Origin of the sequence: Methylibium rhizosphaerae (assembly GCF_006386545.1) — a bacterium.
In the GTDB taxonomy this organism is placed as follows: Bacteria; Pseudomonadota; Gammaproteobacteria; order Burkholderiales; family Burkholderiaceae_C; genus Pseudorivibacter; species Pseudorivibacter rhizosphaerae.
Genome location: NZ_SWAR01000029.1, coordinates 62,456 through 77,345, shown reverse-complemented (window position 1 = coordinate 77,345; position 14,890 = coordinate 62,456). Strand labels below are relative to the sequence as shown.

Genomic DNA, 14,890 nt, shown 5'->3' with positions numbered 1-14,890 from the left:
CAGGGGCGCACTCGTTGTTGCGAAGCCTTGATGTGGGGCCTGCCACATCGGCGGCTTCGCGCCTAGATTGCGCCCCTGGCAGGCACTCACGGGGGTGCCATTTCACTGACGCAGTGGACTAGACTGCCCGCACATCTCCACCATGTCGCAAGGGAGCCCGCCATGCCCGGCCGCCACCTCGATGAAGACGACCCGCTCGACGACTTCGAGCCGCGCGTCATCTCGCTGCTCGGCCGCGAAAAGCGGGTGCATGTGGCCGGCCAGGGGCCGGCAGTGATCGTCATGACGGAGATGCCGGGCATCAGCCCGCAGGTGGCCCGCTTCGCACGCTGGGTGCGCGATGCGGGCTTCGCCGTCTACATGCCGTCGCTGTTCGGCCGTGACGGCGCCGTGCCGCAGGTCGACGAGGGCATCGCAGTGTTCCGCCGCGCCTGCGTGAGCGCTGAATTCCGCGCCTTCGGCGCCAATGCCTCGAGTCCCGTCACCCAGTGGCTGCGCGCACTGGCGCGGCTCGCGCGTGCCGAATGCGGCGGGCCGGGGGTGGGCGCGATCGGCATGTGCTTCACCGGCAACTTCGCGCTCGCGATGATGCTGGAGCCGGCCATGCTGGCCCCGGTGCTGTCGCAGCCGACGTTGCCGCTGGACGACCCGGCCGGGCTGGAGATCGCGCCGGACGAGCTGGCGGCCGTTGCAGAGCGCCTGGCGCGTGAAGACCTCACCGTACTGGCCTACCGCTTCGACGGCGATCGCTACTGCACCGCGCAACGCTTTGCCGCCTATGCGCAGGCATTGGGCGACCGCTTCGTGCCCCGCGTGCTGCCCGATGCCGCGGCCAACCCGGTCACGCCGCCGTTCTTCGACAAGGTGGTGGCCTCGCCCCACAGCGTCGTCACCGCCCACCTGGTGGACGAGGCGGGGCATCCCACGCTGCAGGCGCGAGACGAGATCCTGGCCTTCTTCGCGCAGCGGCTCGGCCGTTGAAGCCGCGCTTTGCCCCCACGCCGGCGTGGGTACGGCGCAGCGCGCATCGTGGCGGCCATGCCGAAACGCGCCGCCAAGCCGCCGCCGCTGAAACGTGCCAGCCATGGCGCCTTGTGCCTGCCCGGCGTGGTGATCGCGAGCTACAGCACCGAGCTGCGCGACGAAAACGACGGCCTGATCGGCGACCTGGCCAGCCAGACCGCGTTTCGCGCGCTGCTGCAGAAGTGGCGCAAGCGCCTGGCGCGCAAGGCCAGCGACGCTCTGGCCGACACCCCCGGGCGCCGGCTGCGCAAGCGCGACATCGACCGGCTGCTCGAGACGGGCGATCCCGACGTGGCCGCGGTGATCCGCGTGGCGGCCGAGGAGTTCGCGCAGAACCTGGCCCGCGTGGCCGGTGAGTTCATGCAGCTGCACAGCTGGCGGGGCGTGCAGCGCATCGTGGTGGGCGGCGGCTTCGTGCGCAGCAGCGTGGGCCGCATGGCGCTGCGCCGTGCCGGGCAGCTGCTGAAGCAGCAGGGCCACCCGGAGGTGAGCCTGCGGCGCCTGCACCACGAGCCGGACGATGGCGGCCTGATCGGCTCGCTGTTCCTCGTGCCGCGGCGGATCTTCAACGACGGCGCGGCCATGCTGGCCATCGACATCGGCGGCACCAACGTCCGCTGCGGCATCGTGCTGCCGCGGCCGGAGCTGGCGCCCGGCTTCGCCCGCGCCCGCGTCGTGCGGCGCGAGAAATGGCGCCATGCCGACGACGTGACGCGCCGCCGCGAGCTGGTCGACGGCATCGTCGACACCCTGCAGTCGCTGGTCGAGCATGCCCGCCGCCGCGGCATCGCGCTGGTGCCGTGGGTGGGCGTCGCCTGCCCCGGGCATGTGCTGCCCGACGGCCGCATCGAGCGGGGCGCGCAGAACCTGCCGGGCGACTGGGAAGGCACCGGCTTCAACCTGCCCGAGCGGCTGCGCGAGCGGCTGCGCATCAACGGCCGCAAGCCGCACGTGGTGATGCACAACGACGCGGTCGTGCAGGGCCTGAGCGAATGGCCCTTCATGCAGGACGTGCGGCGCTGGGCCGTGTTCACCATCGGCACCGGGCTCGGCAACGCGAGCTACGCCAACCGCGGCCGGCCCGCGCCGCCCGCACCGGCTACAAGGTCCGCAGGAAAGCCACCAGGTCCTGCTTCTCCTGGTCGCTGAGCTTCACGCCGAGCACCAGGTTGAAGAACTCGACCGTGTCCTCCAGCGTCATCAGCCGGTCGTCGTGCAGGTAGGGCGGCGAGTCCTTGATGCCGCGCAGCGGGAAGGTCTTGATCGGGCCGTCCTGCATCGCCTTGCGGCCGTTGAAGGTGATGCCTTCCTCGTAGAAGCGTTCGGTGCGCAGGTTGTGCATCAGGTTGTCGGTGTAGTAGGGCGGCATGTGGCAGCTCGAGCACTGGCCCTTGCCGTTGAACACCTTCTCGCCGCGCAGCTCGGCCGGCGTGGCCTTGGCCGGGTCGAGCCGGCCGGTCACGTCGAGCTTGGGCGCGGGCGGGAAGTCCAGCAGCGCCTGGAACTCGCCCATGAAATGCACCTGGCTGCCGCGCTCCAGCACGTTCACGCCCTTGCGCGCCGCGGCGGAGTGGTCGCCGTCGAAGTAGGCCGCGCGCTGCTCGAACTCGGTGAAGTCCTCCACCGTCTTCAAGGCCCGCTGCGAGCCGAACAGGCGCTGCACGTTGACGCCGCGCAGCGAGGGCGTGTCGATGCGGTGGCGCAGCGCGTCGGGCCGGATGTCGCCCACCGTGTGGGTGGCCGCGTTCGTGTGGCCGTTGGCATGGCAGTCGAAGCAGGCCACGCCCAGGTGCGGCCGCAGGCTGCGGCGGTCGTCGGTGGCGTTGAACTGCTGCTGCGGGAAGGGCGTGACCAGCAGGCGCAGGCCTTCGAGCTGCTTCGGGTTGAGGACGTCCTTGAACAGCGCCTGGAAGTTGTCGAGGGTGACGAGCTGGCCCTTCGACACGTCGCCGAGATCAGGCCGCGTGGTCAGGAAGATCGGCGCCGGGAACTCGGGCAGCAGGTGCTGCGGCAGGTCGAAGTCGAGGTCGAAGCGGGTCAGGTCGCGGGCGGTCTGGCGTTTCGTCTCGTCGATCAGCGGCTGCGGAAAGATCATGCCGCCGGCTTCATGGTGCGGATGGGGCAGCGGCAGGAAGCCTTGCGGCCAGAGCCTGCGGCGCTTGATCTCGTCGGGCGGCAGCGCGGCCAGCTGCTGCCACGTCACGCCCTGCGGCAACCTGACCCGCACGCCCTGCTGCACCGGCTTGCCACGGCTCATGGTCACGCCCTGCGCGGGGCGGTCCGAGAGGTCGTAGCGCTGCGCCAGCAGGTCCTGCTGGCGTTTCGCGAATGCCGGCTTCTCGCGTTGCAGGCGCTTCACCAGCTCGTCGAAGCTTTCCGTCTGCGCGAGCAGCGCGGGGGCGCCGGCGGCCAGCAGGGCAGCCGCCAGCGATGCGTGCAGCCAGCGTCGGCCGCATGGGGTTCTTCTCATGGCAGGGCACTCCTTCCTTTGTGCCGGGGTCGCTGCCTGTGTTGTCGACCTCGGCAGTGCTCAGGTTGAAAGGAAACCCGTGCCTTGCGGCACCTCCGCCGCCGTGCAAGTTACTCCGGCGGCCGCAGCGCGGCTGTTGCGATTGCCTATCGTGGCGATTGCCTGGAGCCGGGCGATCGCGCGGTGGCAATGCAGGCCCGGCGGGTCTAAGGTGGCAGCACACCAACAACCCGAGGAGACAGGCCCATGGAAGCGTGGAGGTTCGCGGCTGCGGCCGCGGTGGTGGTGCTCGCTGCCTGCGGCGGCGGCACCGAAAACGGTGTCGGAGACAAGGCGGCCGATGCCGTGGCCGTCGAGAAGGCGGCGGGCGGCGGCCACCCCGGCTGGCGCGTCGAGCTGACGGTACTGTCGAGCCCTGCGCAGTACGTGTCCGGCGGCGACGCCCGCGTGGCGGTGCGCGCCGCCCCGGGCCAGCGCGACAAGCTCGAGCTGTGGCTCAACGGCGGCCGCCTCGACGTGGCGCTGGCCGAGACCGACACTGGCCTCGAAGGCGTGATCACCGGGCTGCGCGAGGGCGACAACTGGCTGGAGGTGCGACACAAGGGCCGGGCGGTGCTCGACCGCATCAAGCTCACCAACCACCCCATCAGCGGGCCCATGTTCTCGGGCCCGCAGCAGCAACCCTTCACGTGCACCACCACACAAGGCGCGGTGGGCCGGCAGCCGCTGGTCGAAAGCCTCACGCCGCCGGGGCATCCGGTGTTCGACTCGCTGGGCAACAAGCTGGGCTACAGCCGCACCTGCTCGATCGATACCTTCGTGACCTACTGGTATCGCAGCACGGCCAACCAGTGGAAGCCCCTGCCGGCCGACGGCTCCACGCCGGCGGACCTTGCGCAAGCGACGCTGGCCGACGGCCGCACCGTGGAATTCGTGGTGCGCCAGGAGCGCGGCACGATCAACCGCTTCCTCTACAGCTTCGCGATGCTCGCGCCGCGCGGCGAGCACCCGGCGCAGCCAGACCTCAGCCTGTGGAACCGGCGCCTGCAGTACTGGTTCCAGGGCGGCGTGGCGGTCGGCCACACGCAGGGCACGCTGCACGGCGGCGCGATGAACGCCGACATCCTGCGCACCGGCACGGCCATCGTGCATTCGAGCGGCAACAACACCGGCACCCACTACAACCTGCAGGTGGCCGGCGAGACGGCCATGATGACCAAGGAGCGCTTCATCGAGCGCTACGGCCGCCCGCTCTACACCTATGGCCTCGGCGGCTCGGGCGGTGCGATCCAGCAGTACGTACTGGCCCAGAACCAGCCGGGCATCCTGGACGCCGCACTGCCGGTGCAGTCGTATCCCGACATGGTGACCCAGACCATCCACGTGGGCGACTGCGAGCTGCTCGAGCACTACATGGACGCCACCGACCGCCACAACCCGAAATGGCACGTCACCAAGAACCGCAGCTGGCTCGTCGGCTTGAATGCGGAGGAGGGCTTCGCCAAGGTGAACGATGCGCTCGCGCCGCTGAAGCAGGCACTGGGCTACGGCACCGCGGCTGGCTCCACCGAGTGCATCCCCGGCTGGCGCGGCCTCACGCCGCTGGCGATGAACCCGCACTACGGCCAGGCGCCCAACCAGCAGCTGTACGAGCCGCAGGAGGACATCGCGGCGATCCGCTGGACCCATTACGACGACCTGCGCAATCTCTACGGTGTCGACGCCACCGGCGCCGCGCGGCCGACCTGGGACAACGTGGGCGTGCAGTACGGCCTGCGCTCGATGAAGGAAGGCAGGATCACGCCGCTGGAGTTCCTCGACCTCAACTTCAAGGTCGGCGGCTGGAAGCACCCGAGCGACATGGTGCAGGAGGGCTTTCCCTTCTTCGGCACCTCGCAGGCGGAGATCACCAAGGCGCTCACCCAGCCGGGCTACTTCGACCCGTGGAGCTCGCGCAACATGAACCTCGCGCCGGCGCCCGGACAGCCGGCGCCGCGCACCCATGGCGACCCGCTGGCCATGCGCGCGGCCTACACCTCGGGCATGGTGTTCAGCGGCCGCATCCCGCTGCCCACCATCGACCACCGGCAGTACATGGAGCGCGAGCTCGACATGCACAACGTGCACCAGTCGTTCGCGGTGCGCAAGCGGGTGCTGCAGGCCATGGGCACGAGCGACCACCTCGTCATCTGGTTCACCGACACGATGCCCGGCGTGCCGAAGGCCAGCAACACCCTCGATGCCATCGCGGTGATGGACGAGTGGATGGCGAACATCCGCGCCAACCCGCGCAGGAGCGTGGCGCAGAACCGCCCGGCGCGCGCGGTGGACAGCTGCTTCGACGTGAACGGCGCGCTCATCTATGCCGGCAACGACGCCTGGGACGGCGTCATCGACGGCAAGCCCGCAGGTCCGTGCACCCGGCGCTTCCCCATTTACGGCACCTCACGCACCGTGGCCGGCGCGCCGCTCGAAGGCGGCATTTACCAATGCGCGTTGAAGCCGGTGGAGCAGGCGGTGGCCGACGGCACCTATGCGCCATGGATGCCGAACGGCCAGGCGGTGGCGATGCTCAAGCAGGTGTTCCCCGAGGGGGTGTGCGACTACAGCAAGCCGGACCGCGCGCGGCCGCGGTGGTGGCACCCCCCGTTGCACCCGCATCCTTGACGCCGTCGTGACCGGTCAGCGCTTGCGCTCCTCGGCGGGCGCAGACTGCTCCTGCCCCGGCTTCGTCGGCCGGGGCGGCGCGAATGGCGGCGGAAAGCCCACGAACGCCATGAAGACGAGGATGGGCAGCAGGCAGTAGAGCAGCGGCCGTTTCCAGTGGAGGTTGATCCGCATCGTGCCGAGGTAAGGCGTGCCGCGGAGCCTTCAAGGCCGCTGATCGCTTCACCCCCGGATCACCTGCGCGACCCGCTCGCGCAGGTGTGGCACGAGTTCCTGCTCGAACCAGCGGTTGCGGGCCAGCCAGCGGTTGTTGGTCGGGCTCGGGTGCGGCAGCGGCACGACGGCCGGCCAGTACCGGCGCCAGTTGCGCACCGCTGCCGTCACGCCGTCGCGTTCGTCGGGCAGGTGGTAGGCGCCCGCGTACTGCCCGATCACCAGCGTGAGCTGCAGCCGCCTGAGCAGGCGCAGCAGCGGCGCACGCCAGTGCGCCGCGCACTCGGGCCGCGGCGGCAGGTCGCCTGAGGCACCCTTGCCGGGATAGCACAGCCCCATCGGCACGATGGCGAACAGCCGGGGGTCGTAGAACTGCTCGCGCGTCACGCCCAGCCAGCTGCGCAGGCGTTCCCCGCTCGCGTCGTTGAAAGGGATGCCCGTCTCGTGCACCTTGCGGCCGGGCGCCTGCGCGGCCACCAGGATGCGTGCCGCCGGGTGGAGCTGCAGCACCGGGCGCGGGCCCATCTGCAACTCGGCGGCGCACAGCTCGCAGCTGCGCACCTGAGCCAGGAGGGCTGCCGCAGAAGGCATGGGTTACGCCGCGTGGCGCCTACAGCTCGCGCGAGTAGACGATGAAGCCATGGTGCCTGGCCACCTTGTCGTACAGCGCCCGCCCCGCCGCATTGGTCTCGTGCGTCTGCCAGTACACCCGCGACGCGCCCGCATCCCGGGCGGCGGCGCAGACGGCCTCGATGAGCGCGCGCCCCACGCCCTGTCCACGAAGCGACGTCAGCGTGAAGAGGTCGCTGAGGTAGCACACCGGTTCCACCCGGGTCATGCTGCGGTGGAACAGGTAGTGCGCCAGGCCCACCACCGTGCCCTCGTGTTCGGCCACCAGCGCGAACACCGGCTCGGCGGGATCGAAGAAGCGCCGCCAGGTGGTCTGCGTCACCTCCTCGGCCAGCGCGGTTTCGCCGTGGCGGCCATAGAACGCGTTGTAGCCGTCCCAGAGCGTGCGCCAGACGGCGTAATCCTGCAGCTCGAGCGGGCGGGTGGTGTGGGGGGTGATCACGGCGACGCGGATCCTGCGTCGAACTCGACGATGGCCTCGATCTCGACGGCGAAGCCCTTCGGCAGCGATCCCACCCCGATGGCCGAGCGCGCATGTTCGCCGCGTTCGCCCAGCACTGCGACGAACAGGTCGGAACAGCCGTTGATCACCTCGGTGTGGGCGGTGAAGTCCGGATGGGCGTTCACCATGCCGAACACCTTGACCACCCGCCGCACCCGCCCGAGGTCGCCCAGCGCTTCGCGGATGCTGGCGAGCAGGTAGAGGCCTACCTCCTGTGCATGCGCGCGCGCCTGCTCCACCGTGACCTCGCGCCCGACCTTGGGAACCGGCGGGCCGTCTTCTCGCAAGGGCGCGCCCTTGCCCGACAGGTACAGCATCGAACCGGCGATCACGTACGGCCGGAAGTTGCCGCGCGGCGGCGTGAGGGCCGGCAGCTCGAGGCCGAGGCTGCGCAGGCGTTGTTCGGCGGGTGTGTGCATCGCGCGAGTGTATTGAACTGAACTGCGGGTTCGGCCGTGAAGGTGTCAGCGCGTTTGCGCAAGCTCGCGCAACGCATCAACCAGCCTTTGCACATCGGCGGCCGCATGCGCCGCCGACAGCGAGATGCGCAGGCGGGCCGTGCCTTGCGGCACAGTGGGCGGCCTGATGGCGGGCACCCACAGGCCGCGTTCGCGCAGGGCGGCCATCAGGTCGAGTGCGGCCTGGTTGTCGCCCACGATCAGCGGCTGCACGGGCGTCGCCGACGCCAGCAGCGGCCACGGCAGGCCGGCCAGCCCTTCGCGCAGCTGCGCAATGAGCGACTGCAGCTGGCCGCGACGCCAGTCGTCGCGCGCGATCACCTGCAGCGCGGTGCGCAGCGTCTCGGCCTCGAGCGCAGGCGCGGCGGTGGCGAAGATGTAGCTGCGGGCGCGCTGCAGCACCCATTCCACCAGCTGCGCCTGCCCCGCCACGAAGGCGCCGTGCACGCCGGCCGCCTTGCCCAGCGTGGCCATGTACAGCAGCCGCGGCGAGGTGATGCCGAAGTGCGCCGCCGTGCCGCGGCCCTGCGGCCCGAGCACGCCGAAGCCGTGGGCGTCGTCGATCATCAGCAGCGCATCGAATCGCTCGCACAGCGCCAGGATCTCGGGCAGCGGCGCGATCGCGCCGTCCATGCTGAACACCGCGTCGGTGATGACCAGCTTGCGGCGTGCGGTGCTGGCCGCCAGCAGCCGCTCGAGCGCCAACACGTCGCCATGCGCATAGGCGTGGATCTCGGCTCGCGACAACCGCGCACCGTCGATCAGGCAGGCATGGTTGAGCGCATCGGAGAACACCGCATCGCCACGGCCCACCAGCGCCGGCACCACGCCGGCATTGGTGGAATACCCGGCGTAGAAGTACAGCGCCCGCGGCAGCCCGACGAACCGGGCGAGCTCCTGCTCCAGTGCTTCATGCGCAGTGCTGTAGCCGCTCACCAGCGGCGAGGCACCCGAACCCACGCCCCACCGCTCGGCGGCCTGCCGCGCCGTCTCGATGAGCCCGGGGTGCTGCGCAAGGCCGAGATAGTCGTTGCTGCAGAAGGCGAGCAGCGGCTTGCCGTCGATCACGACGTGCGGGCCGTCCACCTGTTCGACCACGCGGCGCACGCGGGTGAGCTGCTGGTCTTCGAGCGCCTGCAGTTCGGCGGTGAAATCCCAGGCGGTCATCGCGGCCCGCCTTCTGCTTGCGTCGCCGGGTCGGGCAGGCGGATGTCGATGGCGGCCGCATCGGGCTGCGCCATCCATGGCACGTCGGCCAGCATCGGGGCCGCCAGGCGTGCGCGCAGCGTGTCGAGGTTGTCGGCCGCCGACGCCATGGCCGGGTCGATGCGGTTGGCCACCCAGCCGGCGAGCCTCAGGCCGCGGGCGAGGATGGCCTCCTGCGTGAGCAGCGCATGGTTGAGGCAGCCCAGCCGCAGCCCCACCACCAGCACCACCGGCAGGCCGAGCCGTTGCGCGAGGTCGGCGCTGGTCTCGGTGTCGTTGAGCGGCACGCAGAAGCCGCCGGCGCCTTCGACCACCACCGCATCGGCCAGCGTGGCGAGCTGCCGGTAGCGCTGCTCGATCAGCGCCGGGTCGATGCGCTGCCCGGCCAGCCGTGCCGCGATGTGCGGCGATACCGGCTCGGCCAGGACGTAGGGGTTGTCGAGTTCGGCCGGCACGACCACGTTGCCGGCGGCGCGCAGCGCGCTCACGTCTTCGTTGACCAGCCGGCCGTCGGGCGCGGTGTCGGCGCCGGCCGCCACCGGCTTCATGCCGACGGCGCGTCCGTGCCGGCGCGCGAGCGATCGCAGCAGGGCGCAGCTCACGAGCGTCTTGCCGACACCGGTGTCGGTGCCGGTGATGAAGTAACTGAGGGTCATGTGTGGTGGAGCGTCTGTTCGAGTGCGGCGAGCGCGCCCTGTGCGAGTTGCACCAGGGCTTCGTCGTCCATGACATACGGCGGCATGAAGTACAGCGTGCGGCCGATGGGGCGCAGCAGCAGGCCCTGCTGCAACGCCGCTGCATGGTAGCGGCGTGCGAAGCCGGGGTCCTGCGTGGCGATGTCCCAGGCCCAGATCATGCCGAGCCGGCGCGAGCTTTCGACGGCCGCATGCCGATGCAGCGGTTGCAGCAGCTCGTCGAGGCGCTGCGCGGTGGCCCGGTTGGCGCCCAGCACGTCGCTCGCGTCGAACAGCTCCAGCGTGGCCAGCGCCGCACGGCAGGCCAGCGGGTTGCCGGTGTACGAATGCGAATGCAGGAAGCCGCGGGCGGTGTCGTCGCTGTAGAAGGCGTCGTAGATGGCGTCGGTGGTCAGCACCGCCGACAGCGGCAGCATGCCGCCGGTGAGCCCTTTCGACAGGCACACGAAGTCGGGCGTGATGCCGGCCTGCTGGTAGGCGAACAGGCTGCCGGTGCGGCCGAAGCCGACCGCGATCTCGTCGGCCACCAGGTGCACCTGGTAGCGGTCGCACAGCGCACGCGCGAGGCGCAGGTATTCGGCATCGTGCATCGCCATGCCGGCGGCGCATTGCACCAGCGGCTCCACGATGAGGGCCGCGGTTTCATCGTGGTGCTGCTGCAGCCAGGCCTCGAGCGCGGCGGCGCAGTCGCGCGCATGGTCGAGCGCACTGCGGCCGGGCGCGGCCAGGCGCGCATCGGGGCTGGGCGCCGTGGCGCCGAGCCGCACCAGCGGCGCGTAGGCCTCGCGAAAGATCGGGATGTCCGTCACCGACAGCGCCCCTACCGTTTCGCCGTGGTAGCCGTGTTCGAGCCCGATGAAGCGGCTCTTGCCGGGTCGGCCCAGGTTGCGCCAGTAGTGCGCGCTCATCTTCAGCGCGATCTCGGTGGCCGAGGCGCCGTCGCTGCCGTAGAACGCATGGCCCAGGCTGGTGAGCGCGCCCAGCCGTTCGGAGAGTTCGACCACCGGCGCGTGGGTGCAGCCGGCCAGCATCACATGGTCGAGCGTGTCGAGCTGCGCCTTCAGCGCCGCCTTGATGTGCGGGTGCTGGTGGCCGAAGAGGTTGACCCACCAGGAGCTGATGGCGTCGAGGTAGCGCCGGCCTTCGGTGTCGTACAGCCACACGCCTTCGGCGCGGGCCACCGCGAGCAGCGGCTGGGTTTCGTAGGCCTTCATCTGGCTGCAGGGGTGCCAGACGGCGCGGCGGCTGCGGTCGAGCAGCGAGGTTGTCGGGTTGTGGGGCATGCGTGGAGGCTTTCGGTCCCCGTTCGCACCGAGGGATCGAAGGGCCTGCCCCAGGTCGCTGCGGGCTTCGATACCTCAGCCCGAACGGGCGTTGTTGTCGTCGTGGTGGCGCCGGGGCAGCGTGGGCCGCGCCAGTGCCGGTGCGGCGCGCGCCGGCAGGCTGCGGCCCGTCATCACGGCGGCCTGCAGCGAGGCGACCGCCGCTTCGGGCGACGCGGCGCCGGTGATGGCACTCACCACCGCCACGCCGGCCGCGCCGCAGCGTGCCGCTTCCTGCGTGCGCTGCTCGTCCATGCCGCCGATCGCGACCACCGGCGTGCCTGGTTGCAGCAGCGCGCACCAATGGGCCAGATTGTCGTCGCCCTGCGGCGTCCACGGCATGCGCTTGAGCAAGGTGGCATGGATCGGCCCGCAGGCGATGTAGCTGGGCCGCAGCGCCCAGGCCCGGCACACCTCCCAGTACGCATGGGTGCTGATGCCCAGCCGAAGGCCGGCCGCGCGGAGGGCGCCCAGGTCGGCCGTGGCCAGGTCTTCCTGGCCCAGGTGCACGCCATAGGCGCCGTGTTCGATGGCCAGCGCCCAGTGGTCGTTGATGAACAGCTGCGCGCCGGCGGCGCGCGCCGCCTGGACGCTGCGGCTGATCTCCAGCGAAAGCGCCGGGTGGGCGCGGTCCTTGATGCGCAGCTGCACCGTGCGCACGCCGGCGGCCAGCACGCGTTCGAGCCAGTCGGCGCTGTCGACGATCGCATAGAGGCGGAGGTCGGGCTGCGCCAGCGGCGCGAACGCTTCAGTCGCAGCACTGCCCCAGGCCGGCAGGTGGTCGAGCCTGGAGGCAAAGCCGGCCATCGGCCGCACCGGCCCCGCGCCGCGGCCGGCCGCATAGCCGTTGCGCAGGGCGCCAGCGGTGCACATCTTTGCCAGCACCACCGCCTCGGCTTCGGCGAAGCCCAGCGCCAGCGCGGCCGCCGCCGACGAGGCGAACACGCAGCCGGTGCCGTGATGGTGCGGCGTGTCGATGCGCGGCAGCTCGAGCCGGCCGCCGGCCTGCGGCGTGTGTGCATGGTCGGCCGCGGTCGTGCCGCCGTCGTCGCCGCCGGTCACGACCGCGGCACGCGCGCCGGCCTCGACCAGCGCCTGGGCGGCCCGCTCGGTCGCGATGCCGGGCTGGCCCAGCAGCAGCTCGGCTTCCCGGCGGTTCGGCGTGACCAGCGTGGCGCGGGGCAGCAGCTCGTCGCGGTAGGCCTGCAGCACCGCATCGTCGGCAAAGGTGGCGCCGGTGGTGGCACGCAGCACCGGGTCCACCACCAGCGGGATACCGGGCTGCGCGGCCCGTAGCCGGTCCACCCATTGCGCCACCACACGCAGGTTGTCGGCACTGCCCAGCAGGCCGGTCTTGATGGCGGCCGGCGGCATGTCGGCCGCCAGCGCGGCCAGCTGGGCGTCGAGCATGGCGGGCGACACGGCCTCGATGCGCTCGACCGCCGCCGAATGCTGCGCGGTGATCGCGGCGACCGCGGTGCAGCCGTGCACGTCGAACGCCTCGAAGGTCTTCAGGTCGGCCTGGATGCCTGCGCCGCCGCCGCTGTCGGAGCCGGCAATGCTCCACACGATGGGCTTGTTCATATCTCGAAAGGCCTCCCGCCGACCGGTGTGGAGGCCACCGCCATGTCCTGGGCGGCGATGAGCCCCGCTTCGTAGCCCAGCCGCCCGCCGGCAATGGCTGAGGCGAATGCGGCGGCCATGCGCACCGGGTCGCCGGATTGCGCCACGGCCGAGTTGAGCAGCACCGCGTCGAAGCCCAGCTCCATCGCCAGGGCCGCATGCGACGGCGCGCCGATGCCGGCATCGACGACCAGCGTCACGCCGGGCAGCCGGGCGCGCAGCGTGCGCAGGGCCCAGGGGTTGATGAGTCCCTGCCCGGAGCCGATGGGCGCGCCCCAGGGCATGAGGATGCGGCAGCCCGCGTCGAGCAGGCGCTGGCAGGTCACCAGGTCGTCGGTGCAGTACGGAAAGACCTCGAAGCCGTCCTTCACCAGCTGCGCGGCGGCGTCGACCAGCTCGAACGGGTCGGGCTGCAGCGTGTGCTCGTCGCCCACCACTTCGAGCTTCACCCAGTGGGTGGCGAGCAGCTCGCGCGCCATGTGGGCCAGCGTGACCGCCTCGCGTGCGCTGCGGCAGCCGGCGGTGTTGGGCAGCAGGTGCGCGCCGCTGGCCCGGATCATCTCGATGAAACCGTTGTCGCCCTGGCCGCCGGCGAACTGGCGCCTGAGGCCCAGCGTGACGACTTCGCTGCCCGACGCGGCGATGGCGTCGCGCAGCACGGCCGGCGACGGGTAGCCGGCCGTGCCGAGCAGGAAGCGGCTTTTCAGCGGCCGGTCGGCCAGCACGAACTCGCTCATCTCATCCTCCGACGATGGGTGCAAAGCAGGTGATCGCATCACCGGCGCCGAGCCTGCGTTCCGCGCGTTGCGCACGCGGCACGAACTCGCCGTTCACCGCGGTGGCCACGCCGTCCGCGGGCTGTCCCAGGCGCTTGAGCAGCGCGTCCAGCGTGGTGTCATCGCGCACCGCGTGCGGCGTGCCGTTCACCGTGACGGTGAACGCAGCCTCTTGTGTGATGGCGTTTGTCATGCGGATTCCTTCCAGAGGCCAGCCCCCAGCCCTGCGTCGTGCAGCGCCTCTTCCACCAGCGCGGGCGCCAGCAGCCAGCCGTGGCGGAACAGGCCGTTGATGCGGGTGAGGCCGGCCTGGGTTTCGATGGCGGGCAGGTTGTCCGGCAGGGCCGGCCGCAGGTTGACCTCGGTGTGCACCACACGCCCTTCGGCCAGCTCGGGCAGCACGCTGTGCGCGGCCGACAGCAGGTTGAGCAGGGTGCGCACCGAGATCGGCGAGCGGTCCTCGGATTCGATCTCGCTCGCGCCGACCACCACGATGTCGCCCGGGCGCGGCACGAGGTAGACGCGCAGCCGCGGGTGCAGCAGGCGCAGCGGACGGCGCAGCACGAGGCCGGGTGCATGCACCCAGAGGATTTCGCCCCTCACGCCGCGCAACTGCGGCGTGAATCCATGCCCTTCGCCGCGCAACTGCGGCGTGAATCCATGCCCTTCGCCGCGCAGCGGCAGCTCGGGCCGTGCGCCGAGGCCGCGCACGTCGAACACCCGGTCGAAGGTGTGGTCGTCGAGGCGGTGCGGCTCGACGCGTCGCACCGCCTCGCCCCAGCGCCATGCCACGCCGAGCTGGGCGGCCGCATCGGCCAGCGCGTCCATGGCCTGCACCGTGTGGATCTGCGCTTCCTGCGGCAGCAGCCAGGCCGCCGCGGGGCCGAGCACGGCCGGCTCCAGCTCGTGCAGCTGCTGCGTCGAAAGCCGCCGGGGCGGCGCGGTGTCGGCGGGCGACTGCGCGCTGAACACGTCGAGCACCCGCTGCGCGGCCCCCAGGTCGCTGCGGTGCGCCACCAGCAGGCTGCCTGCGCGGCGGAAGTCCACCGGCTGCGGCAGGCACGGCACGACCTGCGACCACAGCTCGATCGAGCGCAGGCCTCGTTGGGCGGTCTGTGCATTGGCGCATTCGAGCTCGGCCACCGGGCTCAGCATGCCGGCGGCCGTCCAGCCCGCGGCGCCCCGCGCCCCGGCATGCGGCGCAGGGTCGAACACGGTGACGCGGTGGCCTTCGCGCGCCAGCCGCCACGCCAGCAGCCGGCCCAGCAGCCCAGCGCCGGCAATGCCGAGGTTCAGGCCGGCCAT

15 protein-coding genes are annotated in these 14,890 nt (G+C 71.4%); 3 read left to right on the top strand and 12 right to left on the bottom strand.

Features of this window, described 5'->3' with window-relative positions; all coding sequences use genetic code 11:
* Positions 1-162 precede the first annotated feature (162 nt).
* Positions 163-981 (top strand): dienelactone hydrolase family protein, encoded by an 819-nt coding sequence (locus tag E8D38_RS19760; protein ID WP_140634701.1) that lies wholly within the window; start codon positions 163-165, stop codon positions 979-981.
* A 57-nt stretch (positions 982-1,038) separates the two neighbouring features.
* Entirely contained in the window at positions 1,039-2,172 is a 1,134-nt protein-coding gene (locus E8D38_RS19755; protein WP_140634699.1) for an ROK family protein, read from the top strand.
* Here the strand turns inward: E8D38_RS19755 and E8D38_RS19750 are convergent.
* Entirely contained in the window at positions 2,123-3,493 is a 1,371-nt protein-coding gene (locus tag E8D38_RS19750) for a cytochrome B6 (RefSeq protein WP_140634697.1), read from the bottom strand. The genes E8D38_RS19755 and E8D38_RS19750 overlap by 50 nt on opposite strands.
* A 246-nt stretch (positions 3,494-3,739) precedes the next feature.
* Here E8D38_RS19750 and E8D38_RS19745 point away from each other — a divergent pair, with 246 nt between their 5' ends.
* Positions 3,740-6,160, top strand: coding sequence for a DUF6351 family protein (locus tag E8D38_RS19745; RefSeq protein WP_140634695.1), 2,421 nt, complete (start codon positions 3,740-3,742; stop codon positions 6,158-6,160).
* Positions 6,161-6,175: 15 nt separating this feature from the next.
* Here E8D38_RS19745 and E8D38_RS28385 read toward each other — a convergent pair whose 3' ends face one another.
* The 11 genes from E8D38_RS28385 to E8D38_RS19695 all read right to left on the bottom strand — a co-directional run bounded on the left by E8D38_RS28385 (position 6,176) and on the right by E8D38_RS19695 (position 14,890).
* Positions 6,176-6,334 carry a hypothetical protein gene (locus E8D38_RS28385; protein WP_181179277.1) on the bottom strand — a complete coding sequence of 53 codons (159 nt, stop codon included), beginning with the start codon at positions 6,332-6,334 and terminating at the stop codon, positions 6,176-6,178.
* A 48-nt stretch (positions 6,335-6,382) separates the two neighbouring features.
* Complete coding sequence (locus E8D38_RS19740; RefSeq protein ID WP_140634693.1) at positions 6,383-6,964, bottom strand: uracil-DNA glycosylase family protein; 582 nt, start codon at positions 6,962-6,964, stop codon at positions 6,383-6,385.
* Between the two features lie 19 nt (positions 6,965-6,983).
* Positions 6,984-7,445, bottom strand: coding sequence for a GNAT family N-acetyltransferase (locus E8D38_RS19735; protein WP_140634691.1), 462 nt, complete (start codon positions 7,443-7,445; stop codon positions 6,984-6,986).
* On the bottom strand, positions 7,442-7,924 hold the full coding sequence (locus E8D38_RS19730; protein WP_140634689.1) for a RidA family protein: 483 nt from the start codon (positions 7,922-7,924) through the stop codon (positions 7,442-7,444). Before E8D38_RS19730 ends, E8D38_RS19735 begins: the two co-directional genes overlap by 4 nt.
* 45 nt (positions 7,925-7,969) lie before the next feature.
* Positions 7,970-9,130: an 8-amino-7-oxononanoate synthase gene (bioF, locus tag E8D38_RS19725; RefSeq protein WP_140634687.1), complete on the bottom strand. Its 1,161-nt coding sequence runs from the start codon at positions 9,128-9,130 to the stop codon at positions 7,970-7,972.
* A complete protein-coding gene (bioD, locus tag E8D38_RS19720) occupies positions 9,127-9,825 on the bottom strand; it encodes a dethiobiotin synthase (RefSeq protein WP_140634685.1) in 699 nt (232 codons plus the stop codon). The genes bioF and bioD overlap by 4 nt, the downstream gene beginning before the upstream one ends.
* Positions 9,822-11,147, bottom strand: a complete 1,326-nt coding sequence (gene bioA / locus E8D38_RS19715) for an adenosylmethionine--8-amino-7-oxononanoate transaminase (RefSeq protein ID WP_140634683.1) — start codon at positions 11,145-11,147, stop codon at positions 9,822-9,824. Before bioA ends, bioD begins: the two co-directional genes overlap by 4 nt.
* A 75-nt stretch (positions 11,148-11,222) precedes the next feature.
* Positions 11,223-12,770, bottom strand: a complete 1,548-nt coding sequence (gene thiD / locus E8D38_RS19710) for a bifunctional hydroxymethylpyrimidine kinase/phosphomethylpyrimidine kinase (RefSeq protein WP_140634681.1) — start codon at positions 12,768-12,770, stop codon at positions 11,223-11,225.
* Positions 12,767-13,546 carry a thiazole synthase gene (locus E8D38_RS19705; RefSeq protein WP_140634679.1) on the bottom strand — a complete coding sequence of 260 codons (780 nt, stop codon included), beginning with the start codon at positions 13,544-13,546 and terminating at the stop codon, positions 12,767-12,769. Before E8D38_RS19705 ends, thiD begins: the two co-directional genes overlap by 4 nt.
* 1 nt (position 13,547) lies before the next feature.
* Positions 13,548-13,778: a sulfur carrier protein ThiS gene (gene thiS, locus E8D38_RS19700; RefSeq protein ID WP_140634677.1), complete on the bottom strand. Its 231-nt coding sequence runs from the start codon at positions 13,776-13,778 to the stop codon at positions 13,548-13,550.
* Positions 13,775-14,890, bottom strand: coding sequence for an FAD-dependent oxidoreductase (locus tag E8D38_RS19695; RefSeq protein ID WP_181179275.1), 1,116 nt, complete (start codon positions 14,888-14,890; stop codon positions 13,775-13,777). The genes thiS and E8D38_RS19695 overlap by 4 nt, the downstream gene beginning before the upstream one ends.

Bases quoted from the DNA above. Each gene is read 5' to 3' on its own strand.
- bioA (WP_140634683.1), bottom strand. From the start codon at position 11,147: ATGCCCCACAACCCGACAACCTCGCTGCTCGACCGCAGCCGCCGCGCC.
- E8D38_RS19755 (WP_140634699.1), top strand. From the start codon at position 1,039: ATGCCGAAACGCGCCGCCAAGCCGCCGCCGCTGAAACGTGCCAGCCAT.
- E8D38_RS19705 (WP_140634679.1), bottom strand. From the start codon at position 13,546: ATGAGCGAGTTCGTGCTGGCCGACCGGCCGCTGAAAAGCCGCTTCCTG.
- E8D38_RS19745 (WP_140634695.1), top strand. From the start codon at position 3,740: ATGGAAGCGTGGAGGTTCGCGGCTGCGGCCGCGGTGGTGGTGCTCGCT.
- thiD (WP_140634681.1), bottom strand. From the start codon at position 12,770: ATGAACAAGCCCATCGTGTGGAGCATTGCCGGCTCCGACAGCGGCGGC.
- E8D38_RS19730 (WP_140634689.1), bottom strand. From the start codon at position 7,924: ATGCACACACCCGCCGAACAACGCCTGCGCAGCCTCGGCCTCGAGCTG.
- E8D38_RS19750 (WP_140634697.1), bottom strand. From the start codon at position 3,493: ATGAGAAGAACCCCATGCGGCCGACGCTGGCTGCACGCATCGCTGGCG.
- E8D38_RS28385 (WP_181179277.1), bottom strand. From the start codon at position 6,334: ATGCGGATCAACCTCCACTGGAAACGGCCGCTGCTCTACTGCCTGCTG.
- bioF (WP_140634687.1), bottom strand. From the start codon at position 9,130: ATGACCGCCTGGGATTTCACCGCCGAACTGCAGGCGCTCGAAGACCAG.
- thiS (WP_140634677.1), bottom strand. From the start codon at position 13,778: ATGACAAACGCCATCACACAAGAGGCTGCGTTCACCGTCACGGTGAAC.
- bioD (WP_140634685.1), bottom strand. From the start codon at position 9,825: ATGACCCTCAGTTACTTCATCACCGGCACCGACACCGGTGTCGGCAAG.
- E8D38_RS19740 (WP_140634693.1), bottom strand. From the start codon at position 6,964: ATGCCTTCTGCGGCAGCCCTCCTGGCTCAGGTGCGCAGCTGCGAGCTG.
- E8D38_RS19760 (WP_140634701.1), top strand. From the start codon at position 163: ATGCCCGGCCGCCACCTCGATGAAGACGACCCGCTCGACGACTTCGAG.
- E8D38_RS19695 (WP_181179275.1), bottom strand. From the start codon at position 14,890: ATGGCCGGCCTGAACCTCGGCATTGCCGGCGCTGGGCTGCTGGGCCGG.